Raw genomic sequence first — 21,572 nt, 5'->3', positions numbered from 1 at the left:
TGCAGTTTAAAGAGGCGTCTGCGACGGCGCCCGCAACTGGCCCACCCAGTCGCCGTGGCCGAAGGCGTCTATCCAGCCGGGCAGGGCCATGGGGTGCATGGCTGCGGCGATGCCGTTGCCCTGGCCCAGGCGGCAGCCCAGGCGCAGCAGCTCGCGAGCGTGGGCCCGGCTTTCGACGCCCTTGGCCAGTACCGAGCAGCCGATGTTGCGCGCCAGCACGATGACGCTTTCGACCAGCGACAAGTCCTGGGCGTCGCCCAGCATGCCTTGCACGAAGCTGCGGTCCAGCTTCAGCGTGTCGACGGTCAGGCGCTTCAGCGAGGACAGGCGCGAGTAGCCGGCGCCGAAGTCGTCCAGCGCAATGCCCACGCCCAGCGCCATGCAGCGCTGGATCAGCGCCTGCGTGGCGGCGGTCTCGGCCAGCGCGTCGGACTCCAGCACGTCCAGGTGCAGCAAGTGGGCGACTTCAGGCGGCTGGCGCTGGATCAGTTCCTGCAGGCGTTGCGGGAAGTCGTGGCGGCCCAACTGGCGGGCGCCCACGTTGACGCTGACCGGCAGGCCGCGGCCGCCGTTGACGCCCGCGCGCGCCCAGGCCGCCGTCTGCGCCAGTGCCTTCTCGATGACCCAGTCGCCGATCTGCACGGCCAGGCCGGTCGTTTCGATGAGCGGCAGAAAGTGCGCCGGCGCGAGCAGGCCGCGCTCCGGGTGCTGCCATCGCAGCAGGGCCTCGACGCCCATGACCTGGCCGGTGCGCAAGTCGATCTGCGGCTGGTAGTGCAGCAGCAGTTCCTCGCTGTCCAGCGCGCGCTGCAGCCGGGCCAGCGCGATCAGGCCGGCCTCGTCGCGCTGGTCCAGCGTCGGGTCGTGGAACTGCACGCCGCCGCGGCCGGCATGCTTGGCGCGGTAGAGCGCGTGGCCGGCATGGCGCAGCAAGGTCTCGGGGTCGGCATCGTCCTGCGGGTACATGGTGGCGCCCATGCTGGCGCCAATCTCCAGCGCCAGCCCATCGCCGATGCGGCTCTCGCGGATGGCCACCGGCGTGAACAGCAGCGTCAGCAGCCGGTCGACGGCGCGCTGGGCCTCCTCGGGCGTCTGCACGCGCAGCAGCACGGCGAACTCGTCGCCATGCAGGCGGGCGAGCTGGTCGGCGGTGTCGGGCCAGGCGCCGCGGGCGCCGCGCAGCGTGGCCTGCAGCCGGCCGCTGAGCTGCAGGAGCACCGCGTCGGCGACGAGCTGGCCATGCTCGGCATTGACGCGGGCGAAGTCGTCCAGGTCGATGACGCCGATGACCAGCTTGAAGCCGTCGCGATTGGCGGCCACCAGCGACTGCTGCAGCAGTCGCATGAACTCGTCGCGGTTCGGCAGGCCGGTGGCGATGTCGTAGCGCAGGCTGCGCCGCAGCAACTCCTGCTGGCGCAGGCTCTCACCGAGGTCGGTCAGGCTGAGCAGCCGCCAGCGCGGGTTCACGCCGTCGGGCTCGGGCACGGGGCTGAGCCGGGCGGCGAAGGTGTGGCGGCCGCCGTCGTCCAACTCGGCCTGCAGCTGGCCGCTCCAGGACAAGCCGGCGTTGAGTTCGGCCTGCAGCGCCGTGGGCTCGTGGCCGCTGCGCTGCAGGTTGGCCAGGCTGAGCGGCGTGGCGGGGCGGCCGACCAGGGCCTCGCGCGGCGCATGCAGGATGTCGCAATAGGCCGGGTTCACTTCGACGACACGCCACTGCGTGTCGAGCACGGCCAGGCCTTCGATGGCTTGCTGGAACAGCGTGGCCGACATGCGCTCGCGCTCCTCGGCCGTGTGGCGCCAGCTGATGTCGGCCAGCGTCGTGATGAGGCCGCGTGCTCGGCCCTTGCGGTCGCGTTGCGGCACATGGGCCTGCAGTTCATGCCAGCGCCAGTCGCCACCGTCGGCGGCCAGCCGCAGCGACAGGCTGAGCTGCTCGCGCTCGGGGGTGCTCAGCAGGTCGCGCAGCGCACGCCGCACGCCTTCGCGGTCGCGCGGGTGGGCGATGCGCACCCAGTCCAGCGGCGCGCTGCCCGCCGCGGCGGTCGGGTCGATCGGCGTCGTCAGCGCCAGCCAGCGCGCCGACGCATGCCGCCGGCCCTCGGGCAGGCGCCATTCGGCCAGCGCCAGGCCCTGGGCGTCGAGGGCACTGCGCCAGCCGTCGCGGTCGCGCACCTGATGCTGGCTGAGCGCGATCAGCACCAGCGGCAGCGCGGCCAGCAATGCGCCGGCGGCATAGGCCAGCGGGGCTGCCGGCGCGCTCAGCGCCCACAGGGCCAGCAAGCCCGCGCCCAGGCGCGCGTTGTGGCGCGGCGCGGCCTGCAGCGCATGCAGACACAGCATGAGGTGAGGCGCCAGCAGCAGGGCGCCGGGGTCGGGCAGCCAGGCCAGGCCGAGCTGGATGCCGCAGGCGGCAGCGGCGATGAGGTGGCCGGTCCAGCGGCCGCTGCGCCGCGGCCGCTGCGAGCTGGCCTGCAGCGCCGTACCCGCGCTCAGCAGGCCCAGCGCCCACGCGGCGGCCAGTTCCAGCGCCGCGGCGATGGCGCCACTCCGGGTCAGCCCTAGCGCGAGCAGCACGCCCAGCGCGAGCAGGCCGGCCAGCAGCGGTGCCGCCAGGCCGGCCAGCAGCGCAAAGCTGGCCATCTCGCGCCGGTTGGCCAGCCGGCCCGTGAGGCCGACGCGGCGCAGCAGCGTGCGGTTCAGCACCGCGGCCAGCAGCGGCAGGCCCAGCACGGTCAGCAGCGGCGCGGATGCCAGCAGGTCCAGCGGGTCCATGCGCGGGGCCAACAGCAAGGGCAGGCCGCAGCCCAGCAGCAGGCCGGCGATGACTAGCGGCAGCACCCAGGCGCTCAGGCGCCACAGGGCGGCCAAGCCGAGCGCCGCCAGCAGCATGGGAATCAGCAGATCGGTGGCGGGCGCCGCGGCGGCGGGCTGAGGCAGGCGCAGCAGCGGCGGCAACGCCGCCCCGGCCAGCGCCCAGGCGGCCATCAGCCCGCCACTGACGCCCGCCAGCGCCGCCAGACCGACGCGGCGCAGCTTGCGCCAGCCACGGCGGTCATGGATGCGCCGCGGGCCCAGCGGCAGCGTGGTGGACGGTGGCTGGTCCGCGGCCAGGCTGGCAGTCGTGCCGCCCGGGCCGCGGCTGTCCAGGCCCTCGCCGACGCTGGAGTGCAGATCCATGGCTCAGCCGCGAGCCAAACCCGGCACCGGCGAGCGGTGCGGGCGGAACTGGCGGTCGAGGTGGAGGAGGGGCATGGCGCGAATCTCGTCGTGTGGATAGCCCGTCGCGCCTAGGCAAAACCCTTGGCTGCGCGGGCCGGACAGCATGACGAAAGGCATGCGCCGAGTTTAGGCGCCGTATCGCCTGCAAATGAAAAGGGCCATCCCGAGGATGGCCCTGATTTGCGGGGCTGCGCGAGCCGCAGCCGCCGATTCGCGGGGGGGGGCTTTGGCCGGCTTAAACGGCGAAATCGGTCAGCTTTGCGCCACCGCCAATTGCCGCCTTCAGCCATTTCGGCTGCAGGCCACGGCCGCTCCAGGTTTCGCCCGTGGCTTGATTGCGATACTTGGCGGCAACCTTGGACACCTTGACCGGCTTGGGCGTGCGCATGCTGAGGTCGGCGACCGACAGGCCATATTCGCTCATCAGGGATTTGACCTTGGCCACGGCCTCGCTGCGCTCACGCTCCTTGGTTTGGCTGATCTGTTCGTCCAGCGCGGCGCGTTGGGCCAGGAGTTCCTTGAGATTGGACATGCTGCTATTCCTCTTGCGATTTGACCGTGAGACACGCGATGCGGGGCATCGGGGCCTTGGAGGTGCTGGGCGACTGGCCCGGCGATTATCTCCGCCATTGAATTAAATCGCGGGTCGAGGATTCAGGCAAGAGTTTTCGTTGGTTGCCGGCTACGGGTTTTCATTTGAAGCCGCCAATTTGCCGGCGCCCGTTTTGGCAGGGCGGGATTCGACGCCGCCAGTGGGGCGTGCAGCCGGCGCTGCAATAGATACTCGGCGTGCCGCCCCAGGCCAGTAATTGCCGTGACGAATGCCACAGGCGCCCGGCATGAATTGGCGATTCGGTTCGATGCTGGTACGGGGCGCTTCGCCGTCACGGCGTCAGCGCCCCGGCAAAACTGTTTTTCCTGAACTGCGCTCAGGCCGTTGGCGGCACATAGCCCGCCACCGTTTCAGCACCCGTGCCGAAGAAGAATTGTTCCGCCTGACGCATCAGGTATTGACGGGCGCGCAAGTCGGCGAGGTTCAGTCGGTTTTCATTGACCAGCATGGTCTGGTGCTTCATCCAAGCCGCCCAGGCTTCCTTGCTGACGTTTTCCCAAACCTTCTTGCCGAGTTCGGTGTGGGCGGGATAGGGCGGGAAGTCCAGCCCTTCGGCTTCCTTCTTCAGATAGGCGCATTGGACGATGCGGGGCATGGCGGACTCCTGAGACACAAAAAGAGAAAACGGCCGGCACTGTAGCGCGCTGGCCGTTTCGGTGGCGGGATCGGGCTTAGTTGAATCTCTTGACCAGCACCAGCGAGCGGCGGTCCCAGTTGTATTTGCGCTTGCGTTCCTCCGGCAACCATTCCGGGTCGACCTGCTGGAAACCGCGCTTGATGAACCAGTGCATCGTGCGCGTCGTCAGCACGAAGATGCTGTCCAGCCCCATGGCCTTGGCGCGTTGTTCGATTCTCTTCAGCAGCCGGTCGCCGTCGCCCTGGCCTTGCACTTCGGCGGACACGGTCAGCGCGGCCATTTCCGCGGTGCGTGCCTCGACATAAGGGTAAAGCGCGGCGCAGCCGAAGATGACGCCGTCGTGTTCGATAACGGTGTACATCTCGGCGTCGCGTTCGATCTCGGTGCGGCTGCGCTTGACCAGCGTGCCGTCGCGCTCGAAAGGCTCGATCAGCTGGATGATGCCGGCCATGTCGTCGGAACTGGCCTCGCGCAGGCTCTCCAGCTTTTCGTCGACGACCATGGTGCCGATGCCGTCATGGGTGTAGACCTCCTGCAGCAGCGCGCCGTCCACCGCGAACGGGATGATGTGCGAACGCTCCACGCCGGCGCGGCAGGCCTCGGCGCAGTGGCGCAGGTAGAACGCCACATCGGTCGGCTCCGGCGCCGGGCCGGCCTTGGCCAGCATGCGGTCGGCGTCGGCCAGCGCCAGCTCGGTGTCGATGGGGCTTTCGGGGTCGTCGGGGTTCTCGGGCACGCCCGGCACCTCGCAGACGAACAGCAGCTTGTCGGCCTGCAGCGCGATGGCCGCGGACGTGGCGACATCTTCCATGGACAGGTTGAACGCCTCGCCGGTCGGCGAGAAGCCGAACGGCGACAGCAGCACGATGGCGCCGATGTCGATGGCGCGCTGGATGGCGGCTCCGTCGACCTTGCGCACCAGGCCGGAATGCTGGAAGTCCACGCCGTCGACGATGCCCACCGGCCGGGCGGTCAGGAAGTTGCCCGAGACGACCCGCACGGTGGCGTTGGCCATCGGCGTGTTGGGCAAGCCCTGGCTGAACGCGGCCTCGATCTCGAAGCGCAACTGGCCGGCGGCCTCCTGGGCGCAGTCCAGCGCGACGGCATCGGTGATGCGGCGGCCATGGCTGTAGCGCGGCGTCTGGCCCTTGGCGAGCAGTTGCTCGTTGACCTGCGGCCGAAAGCCGTGCACCAGGACGATCTTGATGCCCATCGCATGCAGGATGGCCAGGTCCTGCACGAAGGCGTTCAGCTTGCCGGCGGCGACCAGTTCGCCCGGCATGCCGACGACAAAGGTTTCGCCGCGGTAGGCGTGGATGTACGGTGCCACGGAACGGAACCAGGGCACGAAGGTGTGGGGGAAGACAAGGCCGGTCATGGGCGAATTGTGGCCCGTGACTGCACGCACTTGACGCTGTCACATTCGACGCAGAGCATGGCCCTTCCACCACCCGGAGACCGCGATGAAGGACTACAACGACGTCTACATGACCCCCGGCGCCTTCAGCTGGAACGAACTGTCCAGCCCCGACCCCAAGGCGGCCTGTGAGTTCTACGGCACGCTGTTTGGCTGGCGCTTTGACACGATGAACCTCGGTCAGGGCGACTACCACGTCATCAAGGTCGGCGAGGCTGCCGTTGGCGGCGTCATGGCCCAGCAGCAACCCGGGCCGGCAGCCTGGGGCGCGTACGTGACGGTGGAGTCCTGCGACGCGACGGTCGAGAAGGCCAAGGGCCTGGGAGCGACGGTTTGCGCCGGCCCGTTCGACATCCCCACCATCGGCCGCATGGCCGTGCTGCAGGACCCGCAGGGCGGCGTGATCCAGGTCATCCACTACTTCCCGCGGACGGAGTGACGCACTGCGGGACAATCCCGCCTCAATGAATTCCGAACGACCCGAGAGCCGGTTGCCTCAACCGGCTCTTTCCATTTCCTTTCCCGAAAGCCTGCCGGTCTCGGCAAGGCGTGACGAAATCGCGCAGGCGCTTGATCAGCATCAGGTCGTCATCGTCTGCGGCGAGACCGGCTCCGGCAAGACCACCCAGCTGCCCAAGATCGCGCTGGCGATGGGCCGTGGGCGGCTCAACGGTGGCGGCCTGATCGGCCACACGCAGCCGCGGCGCATTGCCGCCAGCAGCGTGGCCAAGCGCATCGCCGAGGAGCTGAAGACGCCGCTGGGCGAGGTGGTCGGCTACAAGGTGCGCTTCCAGGATCGCCTCGCCAAGACCGCGTCGGTCAAGCTGATGACGGACGGCATCCTGCTGGCCGAGACGCAGAGCGACCCGTTGCTGAAGGCCTACGACACCCTCATCATCGACGAGGCCCACGAGCGCAGCCTCAACATCGACTTCCTGCTGGGCTACCTGCGCGAGCTGCTGCCGCGCCGGCCGGACCTGAAGATCGTCGTCACGTCGGCCACCATCGACGCGGACCGGTTTGCCAACCACTTCGCTTCAGCCAAGGGCCCGGCGCCGGTGCTGACGGTGTCGGGGCGCCTCTTCCCGGTCGAGCAGCGCTACCGCCCGTTCGAGGAAAGCCGCGAGTACGACCTGAACAACGCCATCACCGACGCGGTGGACGAGCTGTGGCGCGAGGGCGGTGGCGACGTGCTGGTCTTCCTGCCCGGCGAGCGCGAGATCCGCGAGGCGGCCGAGGCGCTGCGCAAGCACCATCCGCCGGGGGTGGAGGTGCTGCCCTTGTTTGCGCGGCTGTCGCAGGCCGAGCAGGACAAGGTGTTCGAGCCGCACGGCCAGCGCCGCATCGTGCTGGCAACCAACGTGGCCGAGACCTCGCTGACCGTGCCGGGCATCCGCTACGTCATCGACCCCGGCCTGGCGCGCGTGAAGCGCTACAGCTACCGCAACAAGGTCGAGCAGCTGCTGATCGAGCCGGTCAGCCAGGCGGCATCGAACCAGCGCGCCGGCCGCTGCGGTCGGGTCTCCAACGGCATCTGCATCCGCCTGTACAGCGAGAAGGAATTCAACGAACGGCCCAAGTTCACCGACCCGGAAATCCTGCGGTCGTCCCTGGCCGGTGTCATCCTGCGCATGAAGGCGCTGCACCTGGGCGAGGTCGAGCGCTTCCCCTTCCTGGAGCCGCCGCGCCCGAAGGCGATCGCGGATGGCTACCAGCTGCTGGCGGAACTCGGCGCCACCGACGACGCCAACGAGCTGACGCCGCTGGGCAAGGAGTTGTCGCGCCTGCCGCTGGACCCGCGCGTGGGCCGCATGATTCTGGAGGCCAAGAACCGCGAGGCGCTGTCGGAGGTGCTCGTCATCGCGTCGGCGCTGAGCGGCCAGGACGTGCGCGACCGGCCGATGGAGGCGGCACAGGCCGCGGACGAGAAGCACAAGAAGTTCGACGACGAGAAGAGCGAGTTCAGCGGCTACCTGAAACTGTGGAGGTGGCTCGAAGAATCCAGGGGCGGCGGCACCGAGCACAAGCTCAGCAACCGTCGCCACGAGCAGCTGCTGCGCGAGAACTTCATCAGCCCGCGCCGCGTGCGCGAGTGGCGCGACGTTTACTCGCAGCTGCACACCGTCATCGCCGAACACGGCTGGCGGCTGAACCAGAGCCCGGCCACCTACGAGCAGCTGCACCTGTCCATGCTGGCCGGCCTGCTGGGCAACATCGGCCAGAAAAGCGACGACGAGGACTGGTACCTGGGCGCGCGGGGCATCAAGTTCTACCGCCATCCCGGTGCGCACCTCTCCAAGAAGCCGGGCCGCTGGATCGTCGCGGCCGAGCTGGTCGACACCTCGCGCCTGTACGGCCGCGGCATCGCCAACATCGAGCCACAGTGGTTGCCGCCCATCGCCGGCCACCTGATCAAGACCCAGCTGCTGGAGCCGCACTGGGAGAAGAAGGCCGCCGAGGTCGTCGCGCTGGAGCGGGCGACGCTGTACGGCATCGTCCTGTACAGCAACAAGCGCGTGAACTTCGGCCGCGTCGACCCCAAGGCCGCGCGCGAGATCTTCATCCGTGAGGGCATCGTCAACGACGAGCTGCCCGAAGACCTGGTCAGGCAGCTGCCGTTCCTCGCGCACAACCGCCGCCAGATCGCCAAGGTCGAGGCGCTGGAGCACAAGTCGCGCCGCCAGGACGTGCTGGTCGACGACGAGCTGATCTACGCCTTCTACGACGACAAGCTGCCGGCGCATGTGTTCTCCGGCGCCACGCTGCTGAAGTGGTGGCGCGAGGCCAGCAAGAGCGACGACAAGCTCTTGCAACTGAGCCAGGACGAGCTGATGCGCCACGAGGCGGCAGGCGTCACCAGCGAGGCCTTCCCCAAGGTCATCCGCCTGGGCGGCGTGGACTGCGCGGCCACCTACCTGCACCAGCCCGGCGACGCGCGCGACGGTCTGACGGTGACTGTGCCCATCTTTGCGCTGAACCAGGTCAGCGAGGAGCGCGCCGAGTGGCTGGTGCCCGGCATGCTGGCGCAGAAGGTCACGGCCCTGCTGAAGAGCCTGCACCAGAAGCCGCGGGCGCGGCTGACGCCGCTGCCGGACTTCGTCGCCGAATTCATCGAGCTGCAGCCGTTCTGCCACGGGGGCCTGGTGGACACGCTGCTGCGGGCCGTGAAGGACCGCACCCAGCTCGCGGTGCAGCGCAACGATTTCAAGCTGGAGCAACTGGCGCCGCACCTGTTCATGAACTTCCGCGTGGTGGATGAGCATGGCCGCCAATTGGGCCAGGGCCGTCAGCTCGCCGCGTTGAAGGCGGAGCTGGGGGGGCAGGCGCGGTCGGCCTTCCAGGCGCTGGCGGCTTTGAAGCTGCCGGCCGCCGAGGTTGCCAAGCCGGCCCCGGCGCCGCTGGCTGGAAAGGGCGTTCGCGCCGAGATCGTCAAGCCCTCCGCGCCGGCACGAGACGCCAGCCAGGCCTACACGGATTGGGCCTTTGGCGAGCTGCCCGAGCTGCTGGAAGTCCGCAAGGGCGGCCAGACCTTGATCGGCTTCCCGGCGCTGATCGACAAGGGTGCGCATGTCGAGATCGAGGTCTTCGACGAGCCCGAGGTCGCGGCCGCCAAGCACCGCGCGGGCCTGCGCCGGCTGATTGCGCTGCAGCTCAAGGAGCCGCTGAAGTTCCTGGAGAAGAACATCCCCGATCTGCAGCGCATGTCCGTGCTCTATATGGGCCTGGGCACGGCCGAGGATCTGCGCGACCAGGTCATCGCCGTGGCGCTGGACCGCGCCTTCCTGGCCGACCCCTTGCCGACCGACCCAATCAGCTTCAAGAAGCGCATCGATGAGGGCCGCAGCCGCTTGAACCTCATCGCGCAGGAGGTGGCCCGCGCGGCGCACGCGGTGCTGCAGGAGCTGGCCAATGCGACGCGCAAGCTGAAGGACTCGCGGCCAAGCAAGGACGTGGCCGACGACATCGCCGCGCAGCTGCAACGGTTGGTGCCCAAGCGCTTCGCGCTGGACACGCCATGGGCGCAGCTGCAGCACTTGCCGCGCTACCTGAAGGCCATCACGACGCGCTTGGAAAAGTTGCGCGCCGACCCAGCCCGCGACGCCAAGCTGATGAGCGAGGCCAAGCCGCTGGAGCAACGCTACACGCGCCGGCTGGCCGAGCTGAAGGGCGTGAAGGACGCTCGCCTGGACGACTTCCGCTGGCAGCTGGAGGAGTTGCGCGTGAGCCTGTTCGCGCAGGAGTTGCGCACGCCGCAGCCGGTCAGCGTGAAGCGGCTGGACAAGGTGTGGGCTCAGTTGTCGAGCTGAGCTTGCACTTTGCGGCGGCGGCTGACTTGCGCGTTGCTGTCAGTGAGGTAGAAGCCTGAAGGTCTGGACGCGGATCGTGAGCTGATGCACGCAAGACCTGGAATGCTGTGGAATTCCGTCGCATTTCCGGGTCTGCATCGTCTTTCGGCGGCGCCAGCCTGGAGTCCAATGCGCTTTACATCTGTTACAGCCCCGACCTCGTCCGCACCGTGCCCGAATCCCCGCCCACCGCAACACCGCTGAGAAGCTTCGGCCGATTCGAGCTGCGCGCTTTGCTGTCCAAGAGCGCACGCAGCCTGATCTGGCGCGTCTTCGACGAGCGTCATGCGCAGGAGCTGATGTTGTGCATGCCGCGCGACAAGCCCAACAGCGTGGCCGCGTTGGAGCACTGGCTGCGCATGGCCCAGGCCGGCGAGCGTGTGCAGCATCCCAATCTGGCGCCGGTCTTCGAGATCGGCCAGGTCGAGGGCTGGCCCTACGTGGCCTACGACCGCGGCCTGGGCGAGACGTTGGACGAGCGCCTGGCGCGCCAGAACGCGCCGCTGCCCATCGATGCCGCCGGTTGGGTCGCGCAGCTCCTCGAAGGCCTGGCCTTCGCCCATGAGGCCGGCCACGCCCACCGCGACATCCAGACCGCCAGCCTGGTCATCGACGCCAACGACAAGGTGCGCCTGATCGGCCTGGAGGTCGCGCAGGAGGTCTTCCCGGCCAGCGTCGACTTCAACACCGTCACGCGCCGCGCGGTGCGCGAGTCTGCCGAGGAAGACGTGCTCTGCGTCGGCCTGCTGCTGAACCGCATCCTCAGCGGCAAGCCGGTGCTGGAAGAAAACGACTTGCAGCATGTCGTGCAGCAGATGCAGCCCGTCGGCCGGGAGATGGTGCGCTTGGGCTGGGAGACGCCGCACCCCATTCCCGACCCGCTGCGCGCCATCTGCAACCGCGCGACCGACCGGCAGCTGCGCCAGCGCTACCACCTGGCACGCAGCTTCTGGCGCGCGCTGGACGGCTGGCGCACGGCCGCCGCGCACGACAGCGGCGGCCCCATCGCGCTGCTGATGGACAAGCTGCAGCGCATCGGCCACCTGCCCACGACGACGACCGGCATGCACCGCTTCACGGCCGGCTCCGGCATGGAGGCCCAGCATGCCAGCGCGCTGTCGGAGCTGGTGCTCAAGGACATGGCGCTGAGCCTGGAGCTGGTGCGCCGCGTCAACAACGCGCTCAAGCAGAGCGGCCACGTGGGCGAGACGGTGCTGAACATGCAGCGCGCCATCCAGATGCTGGGCCTGGACGGCTTGCAGCTGGCCGCCAACGCGCTCAAGCCCTGGCCGGGGCCGCTGGCGCCGGTGGCGGCCGAGATGCTGCGCCAGCTGATGGCCCGCGTTGCCAAGGCGGGGCAGGTCGCGCAGGCACTGCGCCCGGCGGGCTATGACGCCGAGGTAGTGCAGCTCATCACCGTCATGCAGAACCTGGGCCGGCTGCTGCTGCAGTACCACTTCCCGGACGACGCGCAGCAGATCCGCCAGCTGATGGTGCCGCCCGAGCCCACTGAGGAGCTGCCCAACCCGCCCAGCTTGAGCGAGCAGGCGGCGGCCTACGCGGTGCTGGGCTGCGACATGGACGCCCTCGGCGCCGCGGTCGCCCGCCATTGGGGCCTGGGCGACGAGCTGCTGCAGATGATCCGCCGCCAGCCGCTGGATGCGCCCGTGCACCCGGCGCGCAACGATGCCGACACCATCCGCCTGACCTGCAGCCTGGCCAACGAACTGATCGATGCGCTGGCCTTGCCGGAGGCCAAGCGCCGCCCCGCCATCGAGGCCGCCACGCGCCGCTATGCCAAGCCGCTGGGCCTGGGCCTGCGCGAGGTCATGGAGGCGCTGAACCCCGGCACGCAACGGCCCGGGCAGGCCACGCCGGCACCTGCGCAGGGCGGGGCGCCGGCCGCCTCGCTGCGCGACCGCCTCGCGAACCGCGGCAGCGGCTCCTGAAGGTCACTTTCGACCATGGCCGAAGACCTGCCCCCCCTTGGCCGCTTCCGGTTGTTGAGCCGGCTGGGCGAGGGTGCGCAGGCGACGGTCTGGCTGGCGCACGACCCGCTGCTGGACCGCGAGGTAGCAGTCAAGCTCCTCAAGCCCGCCGCCGAGCCCGGCAGCGTCGATGAATGGCTGCACGAGGCCCGCGCGGTCAGCCGGCTGACGCATCCCAACATCGTGCCGGTCTTCGAGGCCGACACGCAGGGCGGCAGCTCCTACCTGGTCTTCGAATACGTCAGCGGCGGCACGCTGAGCCAGCGCTTGCGCGCAGGCCCCAAGCTGACGGCGGCCGAGGCCGTCACGCTGATGCTGGGTGTGCTGGATGGCCTCACCGCCGCCCACGCCGCCGGCCTGGTGCACCGCGACCTGAAGCCCAGCAACATCCTGCTCGATGCCCGCGGCCGGGCGCGGGTCATGGACTTCGGCATCGCGGCGCGCGTGTCGCCGGGCACCAACGCGCCGACCCGCATCGTCGGCACGCCGGGCTACATCTCACCCGAGGCCGCGCGCGGTGCGCCGGCGCATCCGCAGATGGACGTGTTCGCGGCCGCCGTCATGCTGGCCGAGATGCTCAGCGGCCAGCGGCTCAACCACGACACCGACCCCTGGCGCGCCATCCAGCGCGTGCAGACGACGGACCTCGTGCTGCCCTCGGGCCTGGCCAGCGACGTGGATGACGCGCTGCGCGCCATCGTGCAACGTGGCCTGGCGCGCGAGCCGTCTGCGCGCTGGCCCAGCACAGCCGCGCTGCATGACGCGCTGGCCGCTTGGCTGCGCCCCGTCGCCGAGCCCGATGCTGACGCGCATGACGCGCCGGTGCTGGACTTCCTGCTGCGGCGCATGCGCCACAAGAGCGACTTCCCGGCGCTGTCCGATGCCATTGGCCGCATCCAGCGCCTGACGCAGTCCGAGGACGAGAGCCTGGCCAGCCTGTCCAACGAGATCCTGAAAGACGTGGCGCTGACGCAGAAGCTGCTGCGCCTGGTCAACACGGCCGCCTACCGGCACACGGGGGGCGGCGGCATCAGCACCGTGTCGCGCGCCGTCGCGCTGATCGGGTTCGCCGGCATCCGCAACTTGGCGCTGAGCCTGGTGCTGCTGGAGCGCATGGAGAACAAGGGTCATGCGCAGCGCCTGCGCGAGGACTTCCTGCGCTCGCTGATGGCCGCGTCGCTGGCGCGCGAGCTGTGCGCGAATGCGCGCGACGCCGAGGAGGCCTTCCTCGGCGCGATGCTGCACCACCTGGGCCGCACGCTGACCGAGTTCTATTTCCCTGAGGAGGCCGAGACCGTGCGCCGCCTCGTCAGCCCGGTCGATGACGGCCAGCCGTCCTTGACCGAGGCCGCCGCGTCGGCCCAGGTGCTGGGCATGAGCTACGAAGCGCTGGGCCTGGGTGTGGCGCGCCAGTGGGGCCTGCCCGACAGCCTGCAGCGCGCGATGCGCCGGCCCAGCGGCGAGGCGCCACCGCGCCTCATCGAGGACGGTGCCGAGCGCCAGCGCTGGCTGGCCCGCGCCAGCAACGACATGTCCGATCTCATCCTGCACACGCCTCCCGAGCAGGCCCATGCCAAGGTGCGCGCGCTGGCGCAGCGGCATGCGCGCGCGCTGGGCGTCAGCGCCGAGGCCTTCGAGCAGGCCGCCGACACGGCGCGCCAGCGCCTCGCACAGATGACCGAGGCGCTGGAGCTGCACCTGCCGCGCGACTCGCGCGCGCAGCGCCTGCTGGCGCCGCTGACACCCTCGGTGCACGACTCGCTGACGGCTCACGAGCTGGCGCCCACGCAGGTGCTGGAACGCACCGTGGCCGGTGCGCCGCCGGCAGCCGCCCAGGCCAGCGAGCTGCTCGCCGCCGGCATCCAGGAGATCACCGACGCGATGGTCGACAACGCGCAGCTGAATGCCGTGCTGCGCATGATCCTGGAGACCATCTACCGCGCGTTGGGCCTGCGCCGCGTCATCTTCTGCCTGCGCGATGCGCGCGGCCAGACGCTGACCGGCCGCCTGGGCGTGGGTGACGACGTCGAGCGCCTGGCGCCGCTGCTGCGCGTGGACCTGACCGGTCAGCCGCCCGACCTGCTCGCGGCGGTCTGCCTGAAGGGCGCGGACACGCTGATCCAGGACGCCCGCGCCGCCAACATCGCGGCGCGGCTGCCGGTCTGGTTCAAGGGCGAGATGCATGCGCGCAGCTTCCTGCTGCTGCCGCTGATGCTCAAGGGCGCGCCGCTGGGGCTGATCTACGCGGACCATGCGCAAGCGGGTGCCGTGCAGCTCGGCGACAAGGAGCTTTCCTTGCTGCGCACGCTGCGCAACCAGGCCGTGATGGCCTTCCGCCAAGCCGCCGGCTGAGCGCCTGCCGCGGCACACCGCCCACTGGGGGTGTAGGGCTAGTCCCACAGTGGGTGGGGCCTGAGGCTGACCACACACGCACCGGCCCGCCGACTGGTCTGGCGTGCGCGTTGGCGAATACTGGTCTGGCAGCCTGCACTGAGCCCGCTCGGTGGTCAACGCCCCGTCCGGTCAAACAACAACCAGGAGTCCCTGATGAATCCGCAATCGATAACAAGGAATGGCCGGGCAGTTCTCGTGGCCTGTGCCGCCCTCGCATTGGCCGCATGTGCCTCAGCCCCCGAGCCCAAGGAGCAGATGGCGGTCGCCAACTCCTCCGTCGATCAGGCCACCGGCAACGCTGCCGAGGCACCTGCCGAGCTTTCCACCGCACGAGACAAGCTGACCCGCGCCAACGCCGCCATGGCCCGCAAGGACTATGTGCAGGCCCGCCAGCTCGCCGACGAGGCGGCCGCCGATGCGGCCCTCGCCCAGGCGACGGCGCGCACCGCCCGCTCCAGCCGCGCGCTGGCCGAGGTGCGCGAAAGCATTCAGCAATTGCAGGCGCAGCTCAACCGCTCCTGATCGAAAGGACAACACCATGAACACGACCCGATTTGCATCCTCCCTCACCGCCCTGGCCGCCGCCTGCGCCCTGTTTGCGGGCTGCGCCAGCGCGCCTACCGTCACGCCCCAGCTGCAGCAGGCACGCGCCAACGTGCGCGCCGCCGAAGCGGACCCTGGCGTGCTGAAGTACGCCTCGCTGGACGTCAAGAAGGCCGCCGACTCGCTCAAGCGCGCCGAGGAACTGAGCGCCAAGCGCGAGTCGCCGGCCGACATCGACTCCGCCGCCTACGTTGCCTCCACCCAGGCTCGCACCGCGATGGCCCTGGCCAAGGCAGCGACCGAGGAAGAGGCCATCAAGGCCGCCGAAGCCGACCGTGAGCGCGCCCGTGCCGATGCCAACGCGCGCCGTGCCAACGTGGCCCAGAACCAGGCCGCCAACGCACAGGTCGCTGCGGCGAACGCCACCGCTGACGCCAACGTCGCCCGTCAACAGGCCGCCAATGCCCAGGCCGATGCCGCCCAGGCACAGGCCCAGGCCGCCACCCTGGCCCGGGAACTGGCCGACCTGCAGGCCAAGCAGACGGACCGCGGCATGCTGGTGACGCTAGGCGATGTGTTGTTCGAAACCGGCCGCGCCGAGATCCGTCCCGCTGCGCAGGCGTCGATCAGCAAGCTGGCCAGCTACCTCAACCAACACCCGGACCGCCGCGTGCTGATCGAGGGCTTCACCGACAGCACCGGCAGCGATTCGACCAACCTGACGCTGTCGCAGCGCCGCTCACAGGCCGTCGCCGAGGCGCTGCGCGCCCAGGGCGTCGACCCGGCCCGCGTCGCCACGCGCGGCTATGGCGAGCAGTACCCGGTGGCCAGCAACTCGAGCACGTCCGACCGCGCGATGAACCGTCGCGTCGAGGTCTACATCTCGAACGACAACCAGCCGGTCCGCGCGCGCGGCTGAGCCGCGCCGAAGTCAGCACTCAGCAAAGGAGATTGCGATGACCACCCGACAGATTCGACGATGTTCCCAGGTGACCGCCTGGGCGGCCGCAGCCTTGATGATGGCGCTGAGCGCCACGGCGCTGGCGGCCCCTGCGGCCCGCAACGCCGACCCGCTGCGCCTGCAGTACGAGCGCGAGAGGGCCGCCTGCATGACCGGCCAGACCAACCAGCCGCGTGACGTCTGCCTGCGCGAGGCCGGCGCGGCCTACGCCCAGGCGCGCCAGGGCAAGCTGATTTCGCCGAGCGACGCACCCGACCAGTGGGCACTGAACGCGCTCAAGCGCTGCCAGGCCCAGCCCAGCGAGGACCGCGAGCTGTGCGAGCGCCGTGTGCGTGAGGGGACGGTGGAGGGCAGCGTCGCTGCCGGCGGCCAGCTGAAGTCGCTGACCGTGCGTTCGGTCGACATCCCGAAGACACCGGGCTGACCGAAGCAGAGAAGAAGGGGGAGGGTGACGAGCCTTACCCCCGGCACTGGTTGCAACGCTTAGGGCTGCTTGGTTCCCCACCTGACCCGGTTGGGCGCGCTTCCATGCGGGGAGGCCCGTCGAGCGAGATTCTAACCGGGTAGGAACTGCCGGTTGATGGACAAGTCCATGGCCAGCGCCAGCAGCGCCAGCGCGGCCATGTAACCCAGCAGGTGCAGGCGCGCCTGGCTCATCGCCCAGTGGCCACAGATCATGTAGCCCACCAGCGCCACCAGCTTGATGCCCAGCCAGCTGTCGCGGATGGGGTGGTAGCCGATGGAGCCCCACAGGCTCAGCCCCGTCATGACGAGGCAGGCATTGACGCCGAAGACCAGCACCAGCAACCGTGCGTCCTTGGCGATCTCCTGCAGCCGCGGCGTGCCGAACTGGAACATCAGGCCGCGCGTGAAGAACAAGGCCACGCTGCACCAGGCCAGCAGCACGTGCCACTGGACCATCTGTGTGTAGAACCACGTCATGGCGCCCCTCGTCCAAGGAATACCTTGGTCGGCCTTGGAGGCCGTGCTGCCGCTCGCGCCGCAGCTCTTGGGCAGGCACATGCCGCCCAATGGGCGCCATGTGTCCGGCCGAAGCCCCCGAGGGGACGACGCTGCATGCCGGATTGACCGGCATGCACGTCGCCAAGGCGGTCCGCCTTGGTAGCGGCCCGGCGCCCGGCCCGCAGGGCATCACGCCCAGTTGCCGACGCGCTTGACGGGCTCATTTTTCAGCGCAGGGCCAGGTCGTCTTCGCTGAAGCGGATGTTCAGCGGCTCGATCAGCAGCTGCTTCTCGCCAGCCTCGACGGTGCCGGCCACCCAGGCGCCGATGCCACAGTCGCGCGCGACCTGCGCGGTGCGCTCGGCGTCCGCCGCCTTGACGAAGATCGCGAAGCCCGCGCCCATGTTCAGCGTCGAGTACGCCTCGCGGTCGTCCTGACCGGCTTGTTTCTGGATGAATTCCAACACCGCCGTCTTGGGCGGCACGGTGTGGATGCGGTAGGTCAGTTGGCTGGGGTGGCGCAGCAGCTTGCGCCAGCCGTGGCCGGTGATGTTGGCGCAGTAGTGCGGCGCGATGCCGGCCTTCCACAGCGCTTCCGTCACAGGCGAATACAGCGCGGTAGGCGCCAGCAATGCTTCGCCATAGCTCAGGCCCGGTTCGATCTCGGTCAGATAGCCGTTGGGCAGGCGCTCGGCCAGCTTGCGCGCCAGGCTCAGGCCATTGGCATGGATGCCGCTGGAGGCCAGCAGCACGATGGCGTCGCCGTCGCCCAGCTTGTCGCCGACCGACAGCCGCTCCTTGGGGTTGATGAGGCCGGTGCACGAGGCGGCCAGGTCGATGCGGCCTTCTTCGACGATGCCGGCCAGTGCCGGTGTCTCGCCGCCGCCCCAGGCGACCTGGCAGGTGTCGCAGGCCGCCTTCCAGCCGGCCACCAGCGCCTGGGCGCGTTGCGCGTCGCTGAACCAGTTGCTGCCGCCGGCAGCCCAGTAGGCCTGCACGACCAGCGGCGTCGCGCCCACGGTGATCAGGTCGTTGATGGCCATCGCGATGGTGTCCTGCGCGATGCCGGCAAAAAAGCTATTGCCCGTCAGCTTGGCCATCTCGTCGGCCACCAGCGTCTTGGTGCCCAGGCATTCGACGATGGAGGCCAGGTAGAAGGGCCCCACGTCGACGACGTAGGCCGACTCGCCGCGCGAGGCCGCGACCTCGGTGAAGCCGTGCGCGCCCAGGTGGGCGCCGGTGGCGGCGGCGGCGCGCTGCGCGGTGATCTTGAGCGGGTCGATCAGGTCGTAGTTGACGCCGGCCTGGTCGTAGGTGAGGGGAGCTGCGGTGCTGGTCATCCGCCAATTATCGGTTGGCCTTCGGCGTCGCTACCATCCGCCGCGTACCGAAGGGAGAGAACCACATGCCCAGCCTGATCATTGCGAAGGGGGAGCTCTGGCTCCACGGCGACGGTGGCGCCGCGCCACAGTCCATCACGTCGCCGTTCGCGCGCGAGGTCATCGAGCGCGACGAGCGCAGCCGCCGCAGCGCCGCCTGGAAGCACGCGCCGCGCGAGCAGCAGACCGGCGTCATCCCCAGCCATTCGCTGTGGGGCAGCCAGGCCGGCGGCATCACGGCGCCGCCGCGCTTCCTGCATGCCTGCTTCGGGCCGGACCCGCAGACGCTGTACTACGTGTTGCGCGTCGGCGAGGCGGTGGGCCTGTTCCGCCTGCATGTGCAGGAGCAGCGCGAGGTGCGGCTGTTCCACAAGGCCAAGATCGACATTCGCGGGCTGGCCTACCAGCCGCAGCAGCGGCATCTGATCCTGTCGGTGGGCGCCCCGGACGGCACGGCGCAGATCGAGGTCTATGACGAGGACGGCAACCTGAAGGGTGCGGTCACCGGCGGTGACAGCGTGGACGCTTCGCCGTCGGTCGTGCCCGGCGCGGATTCGGCCGTGCTGTTCCAGAGCAGCGGCGTGGCCCGTCATCCAGAGCACGGCTATGTGGCGGCCGTGGCCTACGCGACGCTGTGCCGGCTGGACTACCGCAGCGGCCAGATGACCGTGCTGGCGGATGACGCCCGCTTCGATTTCGTCGCGCCGCGCATGGATGCCGGCGGCAACCTGTACGCGATCCGCCGGCCGGTCGAGAAGCCGGCCGGCGAACGGGCCGGCGGTGCGCTGCTGGACACGCTGCTGTTCCCCGTCCGCATCCTGAAGGCCGTGTTCGGCTTCCTGAACGTGTTCTCGATGATCTATGGCAAGGAGCCGCTGCGCTCGGCCGGCGGCCCGCGCACGCCGGAACTGGATCAGGACCTGGGCCGCATCTGGCTGCAAGGGCGGCTGATCGAGCTGCGCCACATGCGCGACGACCCCAGGTACGCGGGCAAGCTGGTGCCGGGGTCCTGGGAGCTGGTGCGCCGGCGCGGGCAGGGCGACTGGGAGGTGCTGGCCGGCCATGTCGCCAGCTTCGACCTGGCGCCCGACGGCGGTGTCGCCTACAGCAACGGCAACGAGGTGCTGGTGCTGCGCGGCGGCGAATCGACGCGGCTGGCCGCGCATGAGCTCATCGAATCGGTGACGCTTGGCTGAGGGACCTCACCACCCTCCCTAGAATCCGGTCCATGAGTTATCAGGTCCTGGCCCGCAAATACCGTCCGCAGAGTTTCGAGCAGCTCGTCGGYCAGGAACATGTCGTGCAAGCCCTCGCCAATGCGTTGACGCAGGGGCGCCTGCACCACGCCTACCTGTTCACCGGCACGCGCGGCGTCGGCAAGACGACGGTGTCGCGCATCCTCGCCAAGAGCCTGAACTGCACCGGGCCGGACGGCACGGGCGGCATCACGGCCCAGCCGTGCGGCGTGTGCCCGGCCTGCCGGGACATCGATTCGGGCCGCTTCGTCGACTACGTGGAGCTGGACGCCGCCTCCAACCGCGGCGTCGAGGAGATCTCGCAGTTGCTGGACCAGGCGGTCTACAAGCCGGTCGTCGGGCGCTTCAAGGTCTACATGATCGACGAAGTGCACATGCTGTCCAACACCGCGTTCAACGCGATGCTGAAGACGCTGGAGGAGCCGCCGGACTACCTGAAGTTCGTGCTGGCGACGACCGACCCGCAGAAGGTGCCCGTCACCGTGCTGTCGCGCTGCCTGCAGTTCAACCTGCGCCCCATGGCCGCGGCCGATGTGCAGATGCACCTGGGCAACGTGCTGGGCGCCGAGAACGTGCCGGCCGAAGGCGGCGCGCTGCGGCTGCTGTCGCGCGCGGCGCGCGGCTCCATGCGCGACGCGCTGTCGCTGACCGACCAGGCCATTGCCTTCGGTGCCGGCAGCCTGAGCGAAGCAGGCGTGCGCCAGATGCTGGGCAGCGTGGACCGCGGCCACATCACGGCCATCGTCGATGCGCTGGCGGCGGCGAGCGGCGACGCCGTCGTCGCCCAGGCCGATGCGCTGCGCGGCGCGGGCCTGTCGGCCGCCGGCACGCTGGAGGACCTGGCCACGCTGCTGCAGCAGATGGCGCTGGCCCAGGCCGCGCCCACGGCGCTGGACGATGCCGACCCGGAGACCGCCGAGATCAAGCGCCTGGCCGCGCTGCTGCCGGCCGACGAGATCCAGCTGATGTACAGCATGGCCTTGCACGGCCGCGCCGAGCTGCATCTGGCGCCGGACGAGTACGCGGGCCTGCTGATGGTGCTGCTGCGCATGCTGGCCTTCCGGCCTGCGGGCACGCAGCCCAAGCCCGTCAAGGCGGCGGCGCTGGTGCGCCCGCCGGCGGTGGCCAAAGCGGTCGTGGCCGTGCCGCTGCCCAAGGTGATCGCGCCTGCGCTCGTCGTGGTCGCCCCGGTGGCAGCACCCGTCGCCGCAGCGCCGGTGGCCGCGCCCAAGCCCGTGGCCGTGGCGCCCAGGGCCGCTGAACCGGCGGCCAGCTTCAGCGACCGCCTGCGCCCACGACCCGTCGAACCCGTGGCTGCGGGCGAAGACGAAGCCGTGGATCTGGACGGCCCACCGCCCGACGACGCGCCACCGCCGTGGATGGACGCGGACGATGCCCCCGCGTCGGTGGCTGCCGCCGCCCGTGAGCCCGAGGCGCCGCGCCGCGCCGAACTGCGCGAGACGCCCGAAGGCGCGCAATGGGCCGAGCGCATCGCGGCGCTCAACCTGGTCGGCATGACGGGCGAACTGGCCCGCCAGGCGCAGGCGCTGGGCTGCGCGACCGTCGACGGCCGCGAGGTCTGGCGGCTGCGTGTCGAGCGCGAATCGCTGCGCGCATCGGCCCTGGTGGCCAAGCTCGAAGCCGCGCTGGACGCCAAACTCGACATCGAGGCTGGCGTCGCCGAAGACTCCATCGTCTTGCGCACGGTCGCCCGTGCCGAGGCCCAGCAGCGCGCCGCCGAGGATCTGGCCACCCAGCATCCGATGACGCGCACACTGCTGTCCCAATTCCCTTCAGCGCGCATCCTGCCGGGTTCCGTGCAGCCGCTGACCCCCACTCCGTAGACAAGGACACGA

Annotated in this window: 15 protein-coding genes and 1 other RNA gene; 9 read left to right on the top strand and 7 right to left on the bottom strand. The window is 69.9% G+C overall.

Annotated features, from left to right (window positions below):
- Positions 1 to 6: 6 nt before the first annotated feature.
- From AC1D29_RS01595 to argA, 4 genes are all read right to left on the bottom strand, one after another.
- Positions 7 to 3,177, bottom strand: coding sequence for a putative bifunctional diguanylate cyclase/phosphodiesterase (locus AC1D29_RS01595; protein ID WP_477894087.1), 3,171 nt, complete (start codon positions 3,175 to 3,177; stop codon positions 7 to 9).
- A 277-nt stretch (positions 3,178 to 3,454) separates the two neighbouring features.
- Positions 3,455 to 3,751, bottom strand: a complete 297-nt coding sequence (locus AC1D29_RS01590; RefSeq protein WP_477894085.1) for an H-NS histone family protein — start codon at positions 3,749 to 3,751, stop codon at positions 3,455 to 3,457.
- A 397-nt stretch (positions 3,752 to 4,148) separates the two neighbouring features.
- Positions 4,149 to 4,427 carry an oxidative damage protection protein gene (locus AC1D29_RS01585; RefSeq protein ID WP_477894083.1) on the bottom strand — a complete coding sequence of 93 codons (279 nt, stop codon included), beginning with the start codon at positions 4,425 to 4,427 and terminating at the stop codon, positions 4,149 to 4,151.
- Between the two features lie 76 nt (positions 4,428 to 4,503).
- Entirely contained in the window at positions 4,504 to 5,847 is a 1,344-nt protein-coding gene (gene argA, locus AC1D29_RS01580; protein WP_477894081.1) for an amino-acid N-acetyltransferase, read from the bottom strand.
- An 85-nt stretch (positions 5,848 to 5,932) separates the two neighbouring features.
- On the opposite strand from argA, the gene AC1D29_RS01575 reads away from it, so the two are divergent.
- From AC1D29_RS01575 to AC1D29_RS01545, 7 genes are all read left to right on the top strand, one after another.
- A complete protein-coding gene (locus tag AC1D29_RS01575) occupies positions 5,933 to 6,325 on the top strand; it encodes a VOC family protein (protein ID WP_477894079.1) in 393 nt (130 codons plus the stop codon).
- Positions 6,326 to 6,350: 25 nt separating this feature from the next.
- The gene (gene hrpA / locus AC1D29_RS01570; protein WP_477894077.1) at positions 6,351 to 10,193 is read left to right on the top strand and encodes an ATP-dependent RNA helicase HrpA; all 3,843 of its coding nucleotides are present in this window, start codon (positions 6,351 to 6,353) and stop codon (positions 10,191 to 10,193) included.
- Between the two features lie 209 nt (positions 10,194 to 10,402).
- On the top strand, positions 10,403 to 12,181 hold the full coding sequence (locus tag AC1D29_RS01565; RefSeq protein ID WP_477894075.1) for a serine/threonine protein kinase: 1,779 nt from the start codon (positions 10,403 to 10,405) through the stop codon (positions 12,179 to 12,181).
- A 15-nt stretch (positions 12,182 to 12,196) separates the two neighbouring features.
- Positions 12,197 to 14,572: a protein kinase domain-containing protein gene (locus AC1D29_RS01560; protein WP_477894073.1), complete on the top strand. Its 2,376-nt coding sequence runs from the start codon at positions 12,197 to 12,199 to the stop codon at positions 14,570 to 14,572.
- Positions 14,573 to 14,869: 297 nt separating this feature from the next.
- Positions 14,870 to 15,136: a DUF4398 domain-containing protein gene (locus AC1D29_RS01555; RefSeq protein ID WP_477894071.1), complete on the top strand. Its 267-nt coding sequence runs from the start codon at positions 14,870 to 14,872 to the stop codon at positions 15,134 to 15,136.
- A 16-nt stretch (positions 15,137 to 15,152) separates the two neighbouring features.
- Complete coding sequence (locus AC1D29_RS01550) at positions 15,153 to 16,076, top strand: OmpA family protein (RefSeq protein WP_477894069.1); 924 nt, start codon at positions 15,153 to 15,155, stop codon at positions 16,074 to 16,076.
- A 37-nt stretch (positions 16,077 to 16,113) separates the two neighbouring features.
- A complete protein-coding gene (locus tag AC1D29_RS01545) occupies positions 16,114 to 16,542 on the top strand; it encodes a hypothetical protein (RefSeq protein WP_477894067.1) in 429 nt (142 codons plus the stop codon).
- A gap of 23 nt (positions 16,543 to 16,565) precedes the next feature.
- On the opposite strand, the gene ffs is transcribed toward AC1D29_RS01545, so the two are convergent.
- The 3 genes from ffs to AC1D29_RS01530 form a co-directional block, all read right to left on the bottom strand.
- An RNA gene (gene ffs / locus AC1D29_RS01540) (signal recognition particle sRNA small type) lies at positions 16,566 to 16,663 on the bottom strand.
- Positions 16,664 to 16,673: 10 nt separating this feature from the next.
- On the bottom strand, positions 16,674 to 17,060 hold the full coding sequence (locus AC1D29_RS01535; protein ID WP_477894065.1) for a SirB2 family protein: 387 nt from the start codon (positions 17,058 to 17,060) through the stop codon (positions 16,674 to 16,676).
- Positions 17,061 to 17,308: 248 nt separating this feature from the next.
- Positions 17,309 to 18,421 (bottom strand): AIR synthase related protein, encoded by a 1,113-nt coding sequence (locus tag AC1D29_RS01530; RefSeq protein WP_477894063.1) that lies wholly within the window; start codon positions 18,419 to 18,421, stop codon positions 17,309 to 17,311.
- A gap of 65 nt (positions 18,422 to 18,486) precedes the next feature.
- Here AC1D29_RS01530 and AC1D29_RS01525 point away from each other — a divergent pair, with 65 nt between their 5' ends.
- Together AC1D29_RS01525 and dnaX are read left to right on the top strand one after the other, a co-directional pair.
- The gene (locus AC1D29_RS01525; protein WP_477894062.1) at positions 18,487 to 19,656 is read left to right on the top strand and encodes a hypothetical protein; all 1,170 of its coding nucleotides are present in this window, start codon (positions 18,487 to 18,489) and stop codon (positions 19,654 to 19,656) included.
- Between the two features lie 32 nt (positions 19,657 to 19,688).
- On the top strand, positions 19,689 to 21,560 hold the full coding sequence (gene dnaX, locus AC1D29_RS01520) for a DNA polymerase III subunit gamma/tau (RefSeq protein WP_477894060.1): 1,872 nt from the start codon (positions 19,689 to 19,691) through the stop codon (positions 21,558 to 21,560).
- Positions 21,561 to 21,572: the final 12 nt, after the last annotated feature.

Source organism: Roseateles sp. P1_C6 (assembly GCF_056406315.1).
This window is presented reverse-complemented; position numbering and strand designations above follow the sequence as displayed.

Coding starts and splice junctions, on each gene's coding strand:
- AC1D29_RS01595 (WP_477894087.1), bottom strand. CDS start 3,177: ATGGATCTGCACTCCAGCGTCGGCGAGGGCCTGGACAGCCGCGGCCCG.
- AC1D29_RS01590 (WP_477894085.1), bottom strand. CDS start 3,751: ATGTCCAATCTCAAGGAACTCCTGGCCCAACGCGCCGCGCTGGACGAA.
- AC1D29_RS01585 (WP_477894083.1), bottom strand. CDS start 4,427: ATGCCCCGCATCGTCCAATGCGCCTATCTGAAGAAGGAAGCCGAAGGG.
- argA (WP_477894081.1), bottom strand. CDS start 5,847: ATGACCGGCCTTGTCTTCCCCCACACCTTCGTGCCCTGGTTCCGTTCC.
- AC1D29_RS01575 (WP_477894079.1), top strand. CDS start 5,933: ATGAAGGACTACAACGACGTCTACATGACCCCCGGCGCCTTCAGCTGG.
- hrpA (WP_477894077.1), top strand. CDS start 6,351: ATGAATTCCGAACGACCCGAGAGCCGGTTGCCTCAACCGGCTCTTTCC.
- AC1D29_RS01560 (WP_477894073.1), top strand. CDS start 12,197: ATGGCCGAAGACCTGCCCCCCCTTGGCCGCTTCCGGTTGTTGAGCCGG.
- AC1D29_RS01555 (WP_477894071.1), top strand. CDS start 14,870: ATGGCGGTCGCCAACTCCTCCGTCGATCAGGCCACCGGCAACGCTGCC.
- AC1D29_RS01550 (WP_477894069.1), top strand. CDS start 15,153: ATGAACACGACCCGATTTGCATCCTCCCTCACCGCCCTGGCCGCCGCC.
- AC1D29_RS01545 (WP_477894067.1), top strand. CDS start 16,114: ATGACCACCCGACAGATTCGACGATGTTCCCAGGTGACCGCCTGGGCG.
- AC1D29_RS01535 (WP_477894065.1), bottom strand. CDS start 17,060: ATGACGTGGTTCTACACACAGATGGTCCAGTGGCACGTGCTGCTGGCC.
- AC1D29_RS01530 (WP_477894063.1), bottom strand. CDS start 18,421: ATGACCAGCACCGCAGCTCCCCTCACCTACGACCAGGCCGGCGTCAAC.
- AC1D29_RS01525 (WP_477894062.1), top strand. CDS start 18,487: ATGCCCAGCCTGATCATTGCGAAGGGGGAGCTCTGGCTCCACGGCGAC.